This is a genomic window from Flavobacterium sp. (assembly GCF_052437795.1).
Lineage (GTDB): Bacteria > Bacteroidota > Bacteroidia > Flavobacteriales > Flavobacteriaceae > Flavobacterium.
Window position 1 is genome coordinate 91422 of sequence record NZ_JBQVPA010000002.1, and the last position, 15561, is coordinate 106982.

General features: G+C 48.5%; 13 protein-coding genes. 4 read left to right on the plus strand and 9 right to left on the minus strand.

Translation table 11 applies throughout. The features are described 5' to 3' along the window. Positions 1–227: 227 nt before the first annotated feature. The 3 genes from folK (at position 228) to ACT6R0_RS07065 (ending at position 3080) form a co-directional block, all read left to right on the plus strand. Positions 228–1364 carry a 2-amino-4-hydroxy-6-hydroxymethyldihydropteridine diphosphokinase gene (gene folK, locus ACT6R0_RS07055; protein WP_444653064.1) on the plus strand — a complete coding sequence of 379 codons (1137 nt, stop codon included), beginning with the start codon at positions 228–230 and terminating at the stop codon, positions 1362–1364. 283 nt (positions 1365–1647) lie between these two features. Further along, positions 1648–2382 carry a suppressor of fused domain protein gene (locus tag ACT6R0_RS07060; protein WP_444653063.1) on the plus strand — a complete coding sequence of 245 codons (735 nt, stop codon included), beginning with the start codon at positions 1648–1650 and terminating at the stop codon, positions 2380–2382. 68 nt (positions 2383–2450) lie between these two features. Next, positions 2451–3080, plus strand: coding sequence for an HAD-IA family hydrolase (locus tag ACT6R0_RS07065; protein ID WP_444653062.1), 630 nt, complete (start codon positions 2451–2453; stop codon positions 3078–3080). Positions 3081–3126: 46 nt separating this feature from the next. Here ACT6R0_RS07065 and ACT6R0_RS07070 read toward each other — a convergent pair whose 3' ends face one another. The 9 genes from ACT6R0_RS07070 to ACT6R0_RS07110 form a co-directional block, all read right to left on the minus strand. Next, positions 3127–6717, minus strand: a complete 3591-nt coding sequence (locus tag ACT6R0_RS07070) for an Ig-like domain-containing protein (RefSeq protein WP_444653061.1) — start codon at positions 6715–6717, stop codon at positions 3127–3129. A gap of 22 nt (positions 6718–6739) precedes the next feature. Beyond that, positions 6740–7282: an RNA methyltransferase gene (locus tag ACT6R0_RS07075; protein ID WP_444653060.1), complete on the minus strand. Its 543-nt coding sequence runs from the start codon at positions 7280–7282 to the stop codon at positions 6740–6742. 112 nt (positions 7283–7394) lie between these two features. After that, positions 7395–7883, minus strand: a complete 489-nt coding sequence (locus ACT6R0_RS07080) for a hypothetical protein (RefSeq protein ID WP_444653059.1) — start codon at positions 7881–7883, stop codon at positions 7395–7397. 85 nt (positions 7884–7968) lie between these two features. Beyond that, complete coding sequence (locus ACT6R0_RS07085) at positions 7969–8403, minus strand: carboxymuconolactone decarboxylase family protein (RefSeq protein WP_444653057.1); 435 nt, start codon at positions 8401–8403, stop codon at positions 7969–7971. A 94-nt stretch (positions 8404–8497) separates the two neighbouring features. Then, entirely contained in the window at positions 8498–9067 is a 570-nt protein-coding gene (locus tag ACT6R0_RS07090; protein ID WP_444653055.1) for a Crp/Fnr family transcriptional regulator, read from the minus strand. 93 nt (positions 9068–9160) lie between these two features. Then, the gene (locus ACT6R0_RS07095) at positions 9161–10081 is read right to left on the minus strand and encodes a bestrophin family protein (protein ID WP_444656201.1); all 921 of its coding nucleotides are present in this window, start codon (positions 10079–10081) and stop codon (positions 9161–9163) included. A gap of 51 nt (positions 10082–10132) precedes the next feature. Beyond that, complete coding sequence (locus tag ACT6R0_RS07100) at positions 10133–10852, minus strand: hypothetical protein (protein ID WP_444653053.1); 720 nt, start codon at positions 10850–10852, stop codon at positions 10133–10135. Between the two features lie 77 nt (positions 10853–10929). Next, complete coding sequence (locus tag ACT6R0_RS07105) at positions 10930–12324, minus strand: sensor histidine kinase (RefSeq protein ID WP_444653051.1); 1395 nt, start codon at positions 12322–12324, stop codon at positions 10930–10932. Between the two features lies 1 nt (position 12325). Further along, positions 12326–13000: a response regulator transcription factor gene (locus ACT6R0_RS07110; protein WP_444653050.1), complete on the minus strand. Its 675-nt coding sequence runs from the start codon at positions 12998–13000 to the stop codon at positions 12326–12328. A 194-nt stretch (positions 13001–13194) separates the two neighbouring features. On the opposite strand from ACT6R0_RS07110, the gene ACT6R0_RS07115 reads away from it, so the two are divergent. Further along, a complete protein-coding gene (locus ACT6R0_RS07115) occupies positions 13195–15339 on the plus strand; it encodes a S46 family peptidase (protein WP_444653048.1) in 2145 nt (714 codons plus the stop codon). Positions 15340–15561 lie beyond the last annotated feature (222 nt).

Here is a 15561-nt window from a genome sequence, read left to right on the forward strand (position 1 = left end):
ATGTAATAAGTAGCAAAACTAATCAATATGTTACAATGCCATGGAGTTTTTAAATTGTGTGCCACGAATTATATAATTATCCAAATATGAGTATCCTAAATGGTTCGTGTTTTAAGCATAAAAAGTAGAAATTAGTGGGATTTGTGTAATTCGTGCTGAACTTTCTCATTCTTCAAACTTATCAACAACCCACCATGGCACCCGAATGTTTACTTACTTTGCATCCTATGAAATTCCAGAACACCGCCATTTTATCCCTCGGCAGCAACATGGGCGACAGGCTTGCCAACCTGCAATGGGCCATCAATGCCATTCATGCTAAGATCGCCACGGTTACAGCTGTTTCAGGCATTTATGAGAATCCCGCATTTGGGTTCGAGGGCGATGATTTTTACAACTGTGCCATTACGGTGCACACCTCCAAAAGCGCCCGCGAACTGCTCAATGCGCTCCTTACAGCCGAGCTTGAGGGCGGAAGGGTGCGCAGCGCTACCGAAAGGCACACCTCGCGCACCATCGACATTGACATCATTTCCTTTAACAATGAGGTGATAGAAGAGGAGCATCTGCACATCCCGCATCCGCGAATGCAGCAGCGTAACTTTGTATTGCTGCCCATGCGCGATATCGCCCACGACTGGATACACCCGGTTTTGAACAAAGATGTAAATGCCCTGATAGCCCAAAGCGGCGACACCAACCGTTGCGATCTCGTGATGCAGCTGCCCGCGCCATTTGCCGGCATGCAGCCGCACACCTTCAATTACATTGCCATAGAGGGGAATATTGGAGCAGGCAAGACAACCCTGGCCGGAAAAATATCCGAAGACTTTAACGCCAAGCTGATATTGGAACGCTTTGCCGATAACGCATTCCTTCCCAAATTTTACAAGGACCAGGCACGGTATGCGTTCTCTCTCGAAATGTCCTTTCTGGCCGACCGCTACCAGCAGCTAAGCGACGACCTCGCGCAGTTCGACCTGTTCCGCGATTTTGTGGTAGCCGATTACCATATCTTCAAGTCTCTTATTTTCTCGAAAGTGACTTTAGGCGAGGATGAGTATCGCCTGTACCGCAAGCTGTTCGATATCATGTATAAAGAGATGCGCAAGCCGGGATTGTACGTATACCTGTACCAAAGCACTGACCGCCTGTTGCACCACATAAGGATGCGCGGACGAAGCTATGAGCAGGACATTAAGGGCGATTACCTCGAAAGCATCAACCAGGGTTATCTGGATTACATCAAGTCGCAAACAGGCCTTAATGTATTGATCATCGATGTGACCGACCGTGATTTCGTGAATAGCCAGGAGGATTACATTTGGCTATTGGAACAGATCAATGCTAAAGTGACAAGGTGATCTTAACAGCACATTTTCACAAGATGGATCAAAGCTTTAGTGACTGCCTTAATTTTAACGGATTAAAATTTAATCATATAGATACATAAGCTCTTAGCTGACGCGCATAAAATGTAATTGAGCGGCACAGAGCCTGAAGCTTCGCTTAACTATGTTTCACTATAACCACTTTATGCTAATGAAGAACTATAAAACTATGTGCCTATGTGGTTAAATTTAATTAGCGAAGGCCATGTAAATTAGGATTTCCGTATATTTACAAAACATCATTCAATACCAACCAATGGAAGAACTAAAACCGGAAGGCTACTCCGAATCGGGAACCCCAATTTATAAGTACGAAGCCCTTGACCGCGACATTGAGCCTGTTATGGGCGATGCCGATACCGTGTCCCATATTGATGAGCACCTGGAGCGTTTTTTTGACGATGAGGATATTACAGTGTTCCACGAGATCATTTCTGACAAGGTACATATCGACATCTATATGATAAAGGCTAATGAAGAGCGTGACTTCCACATTTTGCTTACCTCAGGCCTTAGCAGCCTGCCGATGAATGTGCCGGAGGGTGCAGAGGATCTCGCTTATGCCGAAATATATGCCCTGTTGCCGGCGGACTGGAAGCTGTCACAGGAGGACTTTGAAAATGAAGATAATTACTGGCCCATCCGCCAGCTGAAAACTCTAGCCCGTTTCCCGCACCTTTATGGCACGTGGATAGGCGAGGGGCATACCATAGCCAACGGTAACCCTCCGCAGCCGATGTCTGATAATTGTAACTTTGAAGGCGTGATCCTGCTGGCAGGTTATACTATGAGTGAGGAATTTACCTTTATCGATACCGGCGACAAGGTGATCAGCGTGCTATCCATGGTCCCGCTGTATGCCGAAGAAATGGACTATAAGCTGAAAAAAGGCAGGGATGCACTGATGGAGAAGTTCGATAAATACAACATCGGCGAGATCATAGATATCCACAGGAAGAATACCTGTAAGAAGAAATTCGGGTTATTTTAGTAACAATAGCATTCCTTGACCGACTTACACCATGCAGGGTCCCCTGTGTGGTTTTTTATTTTGATAAAATGTATAAGTATATTGTTTTTGATTTTGACGGAACGCTGGTCGATTCCCGTGCCGCTTTCCTCTCTCTGTATAATGAAATAGCGCAGGAACGGGGCTACCTCCTCATGACACCCGAAAACATAGGGCAGCTGCGTGGCATGAGCATCCCCGAAAGGTGCAGGTACTTAAATGTACCAATTTACAAGCTGCCCTTTTTGGTGGCTGAAGCGTTACGTAAATATAAAGCCATCATCCCTACACTTCAGTTCAACACAGGAATAATAGAGATGCTTGGGGAGCTTTCTGATAAGGGAATGCCATTCGCATTGCTTTCCTCTAATTCCAAAGCCAACATTGAGGAATTCTTTGCGCTGCACCAAATTACTGTGGACGATATTTATACTTCAGGCAAGATCTTTGGGAAAGATAAAATGCTGAAGCGTTTCCTTAAAGATAAAAAACTCAAAGCCTCAGAAATAGTCTATGTTGGCGATGAATCGCGCGATGTTATTGCCTGCAAAAAGGCCGGTGTGCAGATCGCCTGGGTCAGCTGGGGATACGATACCGAAGCTGCCGTTACACAACACTCCCCTGATCACATTATCCATCACCCTTCAGGATTATTGGAAATTATAAAAGGTGCGGAATGACGCACCTTTTGTAACTGTATGATCAGTGAAATTCCCGGCTTTCGCTTTATCGCATCAGCGAAAAGTGGCCCTTTATTTCCGGCGTTGCATCATCAATTTTTACCACATACCAGTAATCGGTCGCGGGTAGTGGTGCGCCATTATGGGTGCCATCCCAGCTGCGGTTCCTGCGGCTCAGTTGCGTGATGAGCTTGCCGTATCGGTCAAAAATGTCAACGGTAGCCTCAGGGAATGTCTGCATTCCCGCCAGGGTGAATACGTCGTTTATGTTATCGCCGTTCGGCGTGAAAAATTTCGGTATCAGGTAGACGATGAAGTTATAAAAATCTTCCCCACAGTCTGTACGTGACTTTGCCGATGCCGTGTGGTAGCCGCTCGTCATTCCGTTAAACTGGTTGGAATCCTGCATTGGACCTCCATCCATCGAGAATTCATAATTCTCAGGATCATTGTTCTCCATTAGTATTATGGCAACATCCGTATTTACGGCAACGATCCTTATATTAGCCGCATCAATTGTTGTCGCGGTAAAAGTCCTTTCGGCGGTACAGCCAAAAGGGTTGGTCACTGTTACAGTATACACTCCGGCTTCATCGATCGTAATGATCTGCGAAGTTTCTCCTGTAGACCACAGGTATGTTACTCCCGTTACGCCGGCATCCAGGTCGGTATCGCCATTTTCACAGAACATTACATCTTCATCCGGTCCGATCACAGGGAGGTCGCGATAAAAAACAGTTACGGGTTCGCGCGATGTTGAAGCGCACCCATTATTCACAGCCTGTGCGTAAAAAGTAACATCGGCAGTAATGACAGGGCTTTGAATGCTGTTGCCTGTTCCTATCAGGTTGCCGCCTGTTGGCGCGTCATACCATTCTATCGTCCCAGCCGATGGCGTGCCTTCCAGTGTTACCGTTACAGGGCCACACGAGTCGGCAGTTGCTACTATGGTAAGGGTAGGCAACGGCAACACCAAAGCTTCTACGGCAGTACGGCCAGATGAAGCACACCCTTCAGGATTTATGGCTTCGGCATAGTAATTTGTCGTAGCGGTCAATACCGGTGTGGTAAATGTATCGCCTGTTGCCAGTATCGCCCCGCCCGTTGCAGTGGCATACCAGTTGATAATCCCCGTGTCAGCAACAGCGCTTAATGTAGCCGTACCCTGTGCGCAGATCACACCGTTCGTAGTCGATGTGATGGCAGGCAGCGGCTGTACCGTAACCGTTACGGGCTGCCTCGCTGCAGAGCTGCATCCTGCGTTGGCCGCTTCGGCATAAAATACAGTGGTCGTATTTACAAGCGGGCTCGTAATGCTGTTCCCTGTGCCGATGGATGTTCCTCCGGTCGCATCAGTGTACCAGTTTACCACACCTCCCGATGGGGTTGCCTGCAATATGGCTGTTCCGCCGCCGCAGAGGGCAGGCGGGTTCGTAACCGTAAGGGTAGGCAATGTGCTTACATTGATAAGTACCGCTGTTCGTGTTGCTGAAACGCAGGTTCCGCTAACAGCTTCGGCATAATAGGTCGTATTTGCAGTAATTGCGGGTGTTGTAAAGGTATCGCCTGTGCCCACCGATGTACCACCTGTCGCTGTGGTATACCAGCTTACTGTCGCACCTGCAGCAGGTGTTGCCTGCAATGTGGCCGGGCTTCCGTTACAGGTCGTTACGGGCGTTATTGCTGTAAGCGTTGGAAGCGGGGTAACGGTAATTTCTACCGCTGTACGCCCGTTAGAGAGGCATCCGCCTACATATCCTACAGCCTCGGCATAAAGAGTTGTAGTAGCATTTATTGGTGCCGTGGTAAAGGGAAAGCCTGTTCCTAATAAGTTGCCTCCCGTGGCGGCATCGTACCAATTGATCATTGCCCCGGTCGCTATATTGACCGTAAGGGTAGCAGGCTGCCCTGCACATACTGTAGCCGGTTGTATCATGTTGATCACCGGTATCGGGTTCACCGTAACCGTTACTTCCTGTCTTGCCGCGGAAATGCACGCATTGTCATTGGCTTCGGCATAATAGGTCGTAGTGGCAGTGAGGGTTGGGGTGGTATAGCTGTTGCCTGTCGCTATCGCCGTTCCGCCTGTTGCTGTGGTATACCAGCTTACAGTTCCCGCGGACGGTGTAGCCTGCAGCGTTACACTTCCCTGTCCGCACAAAGCGGTGGGTGTGGGTATCGCAACCGTAGGCTGTGGACTGGTATTGATCGTTATTTCTATTCGTGTAGCTGAAGGGCAGCCTTGGGCCGACAGGGCTTCGGCAAAGTAGGAGGTAGTCGCCGGAATGATGGGTGTGGTAAAGCTGGTGCCGGTCCCAACGGGTGTGCCGCCGGTAGCCGTTGTGTACCATGTTACCGATCCAGAAGATGGTGTGGCCTGCAATGTAGCCGTGCTGTTCTGGCAGATGTTGATAACAGGTGATGTTGTAGTAACGGTTGGCAGCGGGTTTACGGTAGCCACTACCGCGGTGCGTGGAGCGGTCGTACAGCTGCTGTCAAAAGCAGATGCGTAGTAGGTCGTTGTAGTTGTTAGTACAGGTGTGGTAAATGTAGCGCCTGTGCCTGTTTCTGTTGCTCCTGTTGCGCTGGTGTACCAATGCACATCAGCATTGTAGCTTGCTACTGCCGATAGGTTAACGGTGCCGTCGCCACAGCGTGATCCCGGGGTGCTGGCAATTATCTTTGGCATATTGATCACCGTGCTGCCTGATATGTTAAGGACCGGGTCTCCCGGCATGCCGCCATATTCGGCTATGTAGCCCATTGGCGCATATTGGCCTGTACTCCCCGCATTAGGCAGGTCGTTCCATGAGCCGGGTATGCCTACGCCCGGAGCAGTTATGTGTGCATAGTCTTCTTCGCCGGAATTATTAGGCTCACCATTGTTCCAAAAGGCAAAGTTGGGGGTAGAGCCGTTAACGCCGCCGTTCCAAAAAACGGTTCCTGCCTCGGGGCCGGTCATCCAGCGCCAAACACCCTCGGTCTGCATGTCGCTGCCGCCTATCCATCCTGTGCCGGTCGCCTGTTCGCCGCATAACTGTGCTTCTTCGGCCGAAAGCAATGTGGCAAGATAGCCTTGAAGGCCGTAATAGTTGCTGCTTTGTGCCGCGGTCCTCGCTGCTGTCCAGCTGATCCCCGGCTGTGATATAAAGCGATAGTAATGTCCTGTTGATGGCAGGTAGTTGGCTTCTCCTACGGTGATCGAAAAGGAACGCGATCCCGCAGGGTTGGCCGAAGTGCTGCTGTACTTTACATTTTGCACCGCCTGTATGAACGTGGAATAGGGAAGCTCCATGCCGCCAACACCGCGTATGATCAGCTTGGCCGATGTGGCGTTCCAGGTGGTGGTCACATTGGGTATCGCCGGTGTCATGACAAGCATGTCCTGCCCGTTCACATAGCCAGATGATATCTGTATGTAAATGGCATCGGTCATGCTATCATCGGGATCAACAATGTTGAATGAGGTAACTATAGGCAACTGCGAACCGGGGCAGTATATCTGATCGCCAGATGCCGTTACCACCGGTGGCTGGTCCTGGGCGGCGGCGAACGTTGTTGCAAGGATAAGCAGCAGGAATGAAAACGATTTCGAAAAGAGAGTGTTTGTATTCAGTATTGGTAATGGTATCTTCATCTTGTAAAAATAGGTAAATATGCTACCGTGCGTGGTTTGTATAGTTTTTTTGAAATATATCCCATACTACAACACCCGCGCTTACCGAAATGTTGAGGGAATGTTTAGTTCCGAGTTGCGGTATCTCTATTGATCCGGTACATTGTTGTATGGCTTCCTGCGACACGCCTTTTACCTCATTGCCAAAAACCAGGGCATATTTACGGCCTTCTTCGGGTTCAAAATCGTTGAGGTACACAGCGCCTTCCACCTGCTCTACGGCCCAGGCCTCCACACCTTCAGACTGTAGTGAAGTAATTACATCCAGCACGTTCTTTTGGTATTCCCAGGCTACGGTATCGGTAGCGCCAAGGGCTGTTTTGTGTATCTCTTTGTTTGGGGGAGTGGCCGTAATGCCGCACAGGTAGATCTTCTCCACAAGGAAGGCATCGGCCGTGCGGAACACCGACCCGATGTTGTGCAGGCTGCGGATATCGTCCAGCACAAGTATGAGGGGCGTTTTTTCGGCAGCCTTAAAATCGGCAATGCTCATGCGCCCCAGCTCATTATTGGCCAGTTTTCTCATGTTATTTTAGAATAGATAAAAGCAAAAGTAACATAAATATAGGATTTAGGTAAACTTTAACTTTTAAAGATTCTGTCGACCCCGGCATTGGCGGAGCATAGATGTAAAAATACTACTGCTGGCTCAAAGGGTCGTCATATACAACGCTAATGATACCGTCCGTAACGGTCATTTCTTCGCCACCGGCCATGAATGTGCCGGAAAATGTAGCATAAAAACACGTGTGCCGGTTGATCTTTACATGGGTATCAATGTTTTCATTGATAAGGTTGTATTCGCCTGTATGGTTTTCGTCAAAATGGTCAAAGGACAGCGCATCTATTACATTATGCCCCGTTTTCTTATACCGCATGGTTAGTATCATATTTTCATTGGGCATTCCGTCACGGTCAAACCACAAGGTCAATTCGTGGCCGTTAGTCCCCCAGATCATGTCAATCCCGTATCCGGAATTTATGTAGGTATGCAGCTCGCCGTTAATTTTCATCGATACTTCGGCAGTACGGCAGGATAACGTGCCGCCATCATCTTCAGAACATGACAGGGATAGCGACCCAATGATGCACACTAATAAAGTGCGCAGAATAAATTTCAGTTTCATGGCAGTTGGTTTTGGTTTAGCCAAATATAAAAAATATCCCGACATGCATGCCGGGATATTATAATTCTAAAAACTAAAAAACCAATTACTTAGGCTGCATTCCGGTTGTTATGGCGATCCTGTTCCATCCGTTGATGACTACCACAGCCATGATCACTTCGGCCACATATTTTTCGCCCAGAGCAGTTACGGCGCGGTTGTATGTACTGTCCGAAACGTGGTTCGAAATTTGGGTCACTTCTTCTGTAAGGGAAAGCAGGGCCTGCTCCTCTTCGGTGAAGAAGGGTGTGTCCCTCCAGGCGCTCACAGTATAGATGCGCTGCTCGGTCTCACCATACTTGCGGGCATCTTTGGTATGCATGTCGAGGCAAAAGGCACAGCCGTTTATCTGCGATGCGCGTATTTTTATCAATTCTTTGTGGGTTTTTGTAAGCGATGTGCCTGCGATGTATCTTTCGAGTTCCATCATCATTTTATAGCCATCGGGTACTACGGTAAAAAGGTTCATTCTTGTGTCCATGATCATATTGATTTATAATTACAGGACAAAGTTCCGCCTTAGCCGCCGCAAAAAACTTAAGGTAGTTTAAGAAAGTTAGCAAGCTGAAAAAAAATCATTTCTTAGCCCGCAGCATGCTCAGGAATTCCGGCGTGATCCCTAAGAACGATGCCAGCATGTATTGTGGTATGCGCTGTACGAATGCGGGATATTTTTCTACCATCATGCGGTACTGCTCTTCGCCGGTAAGGTTGAAGATGTAGTGGATGCGCATCAGCTGTGCGGCGTAGGCTTTTTCCAGCACAAAGCGAAAGTACCTTTCCAGTTGCGGTAGTTTCCCGAAAAGCTCCTCCTGGGTATTCCTGTTGATCGCGATCACTGTAGCGTTTTCAACGGCCTGAAGGTAAAAACCCGATGGCATCCCACTCTTGTAGCTGTGGTATTCGGTTATCCACCAGCCTTCTATGCCAAACTGTATTACCTGTTCCGCACCTTTTGAAGTGATCAGGTACAGCCTGAAAAGGCCTTTGATGATAAAATAATTCTCCTGGCAAATTTCTCCGGCCCGCAGCAGTTGCTCTTTTTTCTTAACTTCTTTTACGGTCAGGTAGGATATAAGCAGTTCTTCTTCGGCCTCAGTAAGGCTGATGAACTTCTTCATGTGGGCAATGATGTCTTTAAACATTGGCGGCAAAATTACTCCGTGAAGATAGTGATTCTACTAAAAAGAAGAGCCCTGCTGAAACAGCAGGACCCTATCGGAGTAAATAAAACAAAGCTACAAAACAAAATAGGCGTTCTTCACAGGCTCTATGTGTCGCGATACCTGTGGCATTGCCTCGTCATCAAACTCATCGCGGTATTCGTATACCATCTGCATGAGGTTATTTTCAATATTTGTCGATATGGTTATCATCGGCGTATCGGTCGGCCTGCTTTCAAACGGGTCCTGCAGGTGTATGGCCATCTTCTCGATAAGGAAGCACGCCGCGCCTATGGTCGCGATCACCGGTATCTGCATCCAGCCCAGGTAATCGGTAAGCCCGAACGGCAGCAGCAGGATGAACAGGCACAAAGTAAAGCGGATGTACATACTGTAGGTTGTTGGGAAAATGGTGTTTTTTATTCGTTCGCATTTACCCATGTGGTCGCACAGCCTGGTCAGGGTGTTATCGATCTCCACCTGTTGATAGGTGTTTATCTTACCTTCTTCTTTGGCTTTCTTAAGCTCCTTTGCATGCAGCATCAGGAGGGCATTGGGCACGTGCCTGTGGTTCTTTACAAAGCGCATTTCCTTTTCGTTAAGCAGCCCTGTCAATGGTTTGTAGGGGTCTTTTCCGCGAAGTGCCTGTGCCAATGCATAACACCATGCCGCCTGCCTCTTGGCAAAGCGCTCTTTATAGTCGTGGGCCTCGGTAGAAAAATCCGGGTCTTTATAAAATGCGATCACCTGTCGCAGTAACGTACGCGAGTCGTTCACAATGCCACCCCATACAATGCGCGCCTCCCACCAGCGGTCATACGCCTGGTTGGACTTGAATGCCAGCAACAACGATATGATCGTACCTATGATCGTTGGCACCGCTATGGGTATGTTGATGGAAATGGCATGGTAAAAATGGTGGATGACCTCGAACAGTACCGTATAGGCGATCACCAGCACAAGCTCGACACGTATTTTACCGAGCACGTATTTCATGGGTATTTTCTTATTCAGCAGCATAGTCTTTTCGTTTATTAGGAATTAATATTATACCCTCGCCGCCTCTTCATGTATGGAGAGCAGGGGGAGCCCGTAGGTATCGGTCACCTCGATCCTGCGGGTGACCGCCTTAGGCTTGCGGGTCTCGATCAGCAGGTCGATGCCGTTCTTTTCTATGGCTTCGTTCACAAAAGGTGCGAAGCCACCCGGGTTGTGCTCTTCGGCAACGCTGGCACGGGTCACGATCCTGAAATCAAATTGCTTGTTAACCAGCTGCTGCAGCTCCCGGATGTCAATTTGGGCATTGTTACGCTCAATATACAGTGCCTTATTGAACTCAGGCTGTTCGCTGCCGTTGCCGAGATGGAGGATCGGTTTTTTGCAGCCGGCCACAAGCTTGCAGAAGTAAGTGTGGATCTTTCTTTTTTCTGCTTTATAGGATGGGGATAATATGATCATTTCGGTACCCAGGTACTCCAGCAGGTTGCGAAGCAAAGCCGATGTAAGGCCGTACTGGTGGCGTATCTCAAGGGTGCAATTGGCCGATGCCGCGACCCTGCGTCCGCACTCCTCTAACAGTTCCGATTGCGCAGCGGTAAGCGGCCTTCGGGTTTTCCTTAAATATTCGGCGGCCGAACACGCGTCGGGCGTATCGGTCAGGGTAAGCAACACAATGTTGCTGCTTTTTCCTTTGGCATGTTTGATAGCCGTATCGATGGCATGAAGCGTGTCATTTTCAAGGACTGAGGGTATAAGGATGCTTTTCATGGTATAGGCGTTTTAAGTTTATACCACAAAACAACGACCCGCAGTTTAGAGCGGGTTTAAAATAACATTAGAAGATCCTAAGATCTCACATTAGCGTTTTTAATGTTGGCCCGGCTAAAGGTTATGGTAACTACGGTGCCTTTGTCTGGCTCTGACTGTACCTGCAGCTCGCCGCTGTGCATACGGATGATCTTCATGGCCAATGGCAGCCCCAGCCCGTAACCTGTATACTTAGATGCTTTTTTGCCGCGGAAAAAAGGTTCGTATAAATAAGGGATGTCTTCCGGAGGGATGCCAATGCCGATGTCGGAGATCACTATCTTTATCGCGCTGCGTTCTACCATAAGGTTTACGAATACCTCATTATTGTCAGAATATTTTACGCCATTGGCAATGATGTTCCCTATCGCCAGTTCAAGTAAAGGCTTGTTGCACGGGAGTATCAGCAAAGAGTCGTCGTCCGGCATTATACCCAGTATAATGCTTATGCGGTTGCCGGGATACAGCCTGTCAAGGTCGCATTTCACATCCATCAGCAGCTCATCGATGCGGGTCACGTCCTGTACCTGTTTTTGCCCGTCGTAGCCGGTCTGGGTAAGCTTCAGCAGGCTCTCGGTAAGATTGGAAAGGCGTGTTGCCTGGCGGCCAATGCTTTCGAGTGACGCGCTATATTCTTCTGTAGTACGTTCCTTCAGGAGGGCAATCTCGCTTTCGGCCATTATGGTGGCTATGGGCGTTTTCAGCTCGTGCGACGCGTTATTAATAAAGTTGGCCTGTATCTCGAACGACGTTTCCAGCCTGTCGAGCATATCGTTAAAGGTGCGTGTAAGGTCGGCCATCTCGTCCGAATCTTCCGTGCCTGCCAGTGGAAGCCTGTTGTGCAGGTTGGAAGCGCTTATGCGGTTGGCTTCTTTAGTGATCCTCGCCACGGGGGCTATAACCCTGCGTGCCAGGAAGCGTCCAAGGAAATATGCCAATATCACAAATGCCAACCCACCAAAGATCATAATGCGTGTAAGGTACAGGCTCGATGTGTTGCCCCGCCTGTCGCGCGCGGTAACAATGACCATGTACTGGTTGCGCCCTTCGTTGAATATCTGGGCATAATAATATTGGTGGCCTTCCTGCTCCCATCCGGAGCCGTTGCGCATTACCGCCTGGTAAAAGTCGGGGGAGAGGTGGAGGTCGGTGTTATACTCAAAAGAGTTGGTGCCGTTAACACGCAGCACATAGTCTTTCTCGTTGATCATTTCCTCCAGCCCGTTAGCTTTGAATTCCCTGAAGTATTCTGCCTTTACCGGATCATGCTGGTAATGTATCGAAGCCACGATCTTGGCACGGTCCTGCAGCCTTTTCAGGAAATAATAGCTGTTGTTCTGCCGGAAAAGGAAAAACACGATAATGCAGAGCAGCAGCGTGCTGAAGACCGAAAGGGCAACATAGGTAATGGTGATCTTCTTGCGTATCTGCATATTATGGGTTTATCACGTAGCCCAACCCTTTTATGGTATGGATGAGCTTGTGCTCGTAAGGCTTGTCTATTTTTTTGCGAAGGTAGTTAATGTACACATCAACCACATTGGTATTCATGTCAAAATTAATGTTCCAAACGTTGTCGAGTATCTTTTCGCGCGAAAGGATGATGCCTGAATTTTTTGCGAGGTAGTACAGCAGCAGGAATTCCTTTGCGGTAAGCTGTATCGCGTCGCCGGCGCGGGTAACCTTTTTAGAGTTCATGTCCATTTCAAGGTCGTCTACCACGATCATCTCGGCAGGCTTTTGGCTTTGCCCTGCCCTGCGTGCCAATGCATTGATGCGTGCTTCGAGCTCGGTGAACTTAAAGGGCTTGGCCATGTAGTCATCTGCCCCCGAGTTAAGGCCGGAGACAATGTTCTCGCTGCTGTCGAGCGCTGTGAGCATTAATATTGGTACATAATTCCCGGCAGCTCTCAGGCGGCGGCATATCTCGATACCGTTGATGTCCGGCAGCATAACATCGAGCACCACCACATCAAAATTGCTGCTTTCCAGCATTTGCAATGCGGTCGTACCGTCGAGTGCGGCGCTCACGTCATGGTTGCGCTCAGCCAGTCCTTTACGGATCAGCGAAAGCAATTGTGGCTCGTCTTCTACTATCAGCAGCTTCATGGGGCGTAAAAAAGTGTTAACAACAAAAATAGGAATTCAAATGTTAAAGGCTTCTAAATTTAATAATGATCCTGCATAATTTTGTAATTCAGAAAAAGGAAAACACGCTAAGATAACGTGTTCCTGTTTTTAACCTCCCGGCTAAAAGGTTTTCGCCAATTATCATTAACTTGCGGCACAAAACGAAACAGACTATGAAACTATTACGCTTACTGGTACTATTGCTTGTTCTTCCTGCCTACGCGCAGCAGGGCGGCATGTGGGTACCTTCCCTGCTGAAAGGGATGAACGAAAAGGAAATGAAAAGCCTGGGTATGAAAATGACCGCAGAGGACATTTACTCTGTAAACCATTCCAGCCTTAAGGATGCCGTACCACACTTCAACGGTGGGTGTACATCTGAGGTGATCTCGCCGAAAGGCCTGCTGCTGACCAACCACCACTGCGGTTTTGGCGAGATACAGGCACATTCTACCATCGACCATGACTACCTGACCGATGGCTTTTGGGCAATGACGATGGAAGAGGAATTGCCGAACCCCGACATGGAGGCGACCTTTATAATCCGCATTGAGGATGTGACGACCAAGGTGCTGGAGGGTACACATTCTATCACTTCCGAAAAAGACAGGCAAAAGAAGATACAGGAAAACATTGCTTCGCTTACGAGATCATTGCCGAAAGAAACATATCAGGAAAACAGCATCCGTACCTTTTACGAAGGCAACCAGTACATGCTCTTCGTGACCGAGACCTATAAAGATGTACGCCTTGTGGGCGCGCCGCCGTCATCGATCGGTAAGTTCGGTTCGGATACCGACAACTGGGTATGGCCAAGACATACGGGCGATTTCTCGCTGTTCCGGATCTATGCGAACAAGGACAATAAGCCTGCGGAATATTCTAAAGATAACGTACCGTATACCCCGAAGCACTTCTTCCCGGTATCGATAGGCGGCGTCAGGGAGAACGACTTTACCATGGTGTTCGGCTACCCGGGCCGTACTACCGAATACCTGCCTGCGGTGGCTGTGGAGCAGATCGTAAATGTGCTGAACCCTGCGAAGATAGAAGTAAGGGATGCAGCCCTGAAGGTTGCCGATGGCTTCATGCGTAAGGACAACGCCATTAAAATACAATATGCTGCAAAGTATGCCAGCATTGCCAACTACTGGAAAAAGTGGATAGGGGAGTCGCAGGGGCTTAAAAAGTCGAACGCGGTGGCCATCAAAAAGAAATTCGAAAAAGATTTCCTGGCGAAAGTAGCTAAAGCCGGAAAGCAGGCCGAATACGGTAACCTGTTCACCGAATTTGAAAAAAACTACAGGGAGATCGAACCGTACGCACTGGCACGTGACTATTTTATGGAAGTAGCGCTGCGCAACACGGAGCTACTGACCACAGGATACCGCCTTTACCAACTGGATCAGGTGTACAATGCCCGCGGCGAGCAATCGTTTACCGACAGGAAAGCCAATACCATTGCCGCGCTGGAAGGTGTGTTCAAAGACTTTAATAAGCAGGTGGACGAGAAGGTGTTCGAGCAGCTGATCGCTTTATATGCTACCAAGTCGCCGAAACAGTTCCTTCCGCAGGAGGTTATAGGAGCCGACTATAAGGCACTTACAACTTCGGTTTACGGAACTTCGAAGCTAACCTCGTTCAATGGCGTGAAGGAATTGCTTGAAGGCGATGCCAAAACGGTTATTGCCAGGCTTAATGCCGACAAAGGTTACCAGCTTATAAAGGCCATGGCCGATGCCTACTCGAATAAAGTAGCGCCCAAATATGACGAGATCAACCTGAAGATAGCTTCGTTGCAGCGCACTTATATGAAAGGCATACTGGAGCTGAGCCCCAAGGATGCACGGATATTCCCCGATGCCAACAGCACCCTGCGTGTGACCTACGGCAAAGTGGATGGCTACGCCCCGAAAGATGCTACATACTACGAGCCGGTGACCTACCTGGATGGTGTGATCGAGAAATACATTCCGGGTGACTATGAGTTTGACGTACCGGCCAAGCTCATCGACCTGTACAATAAAAAAGATTACGGACCTTATGGCGAGAACGGTAAGATGCCGGTATGCTTCATTGGTACCAACCACACGACCGGAGGCAATTCGGGCAGTCCTGCTATCGACGCGAAAGGCAACCTCATTGGGCTTAATTTCGACCGCGTGTGGGAAGGGACGATGAGCGATATCCACTACGACCCGTCGATATGCCGTAACATTATGGTAGACATGCGCTATGTGCTGTTCATTGTCGATAAATATGCAGGCTGTAAGCGCCTGATCGATGAAATGAAGATCGTGAACGGTAAGAAAAAATAATACAAAAGGCAATACTCGTCGAAAGATTTGATCATCAAAGATCCCCCTGTCAGGAATTTCCGGACGGGGGGATCTTTTTAAAAGGGGTTTTCTAAATCAAACAGGTGTATTTAACTATCTGAATTTCAGTTTTTGACATCTTTTTAATTTTTTTTATTGAAATATATTGCGGTATCGAAAAATTCATATCTTTGCTCCGAATTAATAATTAACCTTTTATAA

Excerpts from the sequence above, each read along its gene's own strand:
- folK (WP_444653064.1), top strand. The coding sequence starts at position 228 with ATGAAATTCCAGAACACCGCCATTTTATCCCTCGGCAGCAACATGGGC.
- ACT6R0_RS07060 (WP_444653063.1), top strand. The coding sequence starts at position 1,648 with ATGGAAGAACTAAAACCGGAAGGCTACTCCGAATCGGGAACCCCAATT.
- ACT6R0_RS07065 (WP_444653062.1), top strand. The coding sequence starts at position 2,451 with ATGTATAAGTATATTGTTTTTGATTTTGACGGAACGCTGGTCGATTCC.
- ACT6R0_RS07070 (WP_444653061.1), bottom strand. The coding sequence starts at position 6,717 with ATGAAGATACCATTACCAATACTGAATACAAACACTCTCTTTTCGAAA.
- ACT6R0_RS07075 (WP_444653060.1), bottom strand. The coding sequence starts at position 7,282 with ATGAGAAAACTGGCCAATAATGAGCTGGGGCGCATGAGCATTGCCGAT.
- ACT6R0_RS07080 (WP_444653059.1), bottom strand. The coding sequence starts at position 7,883 with ATGAAACTGAAATTTATTCTGCGCACTTTATTAGTGTGCATCATTGGG.
- ACT6R0_RS07085 (WP_444653057.1), bottom strand. The coding sequence starts at position 8,403 with ATGGACACAAGAATGAACCTTTTTACCGTAGTACCCGATGGCTATAAA.
- ACT6R0_RS07090 (WP_444653055.1), bottom strand. The coding sequence starts at position 9,067 with ATGTTTAAAGACATCATTGCCCACATGAAGAAGTTCATCAGCCTTACT.
- ACT6R0_RS07095 (WP_444656201.1), bottom strand. The coding sequence starts at position 10,081 with ATGAAATACGTGCTCGGTAAAATACGTGTCGAGCTTGTGCTGGTGATC.
- ACT6R0_RS07100 (WP_444653053.1), bottom strand. The coding sequence starts at position 10,852 with ATGAAAAGCATCCTTATACCCTCAGTCCTTGAAAATGACACGCTTCAT.
- ACT6R0_RS07105 (WP_444653051.1), bottom strand. The coding sequence starts at position 12,324 with ATGCAGATACGCAAGAAGATCACCATTACCTATGTTGCCCTTTCGGTC.
- ACT6R0_RS07110 (WP_444653050.1), bottom strand. The coding sequence starts at position 13,000 with ATGAAGCTGCTGATAGTAGAAGACGAGCCACAATTGCTTTCGCTGATC.
- ACT6R0_RS07115 (WP_444653048.1), top strand. The coding sequence starts at position 13,195 with ATGAAACTATTACGCTTACTGGTACTATTGCTTGTTCTTCCTGCCTAC.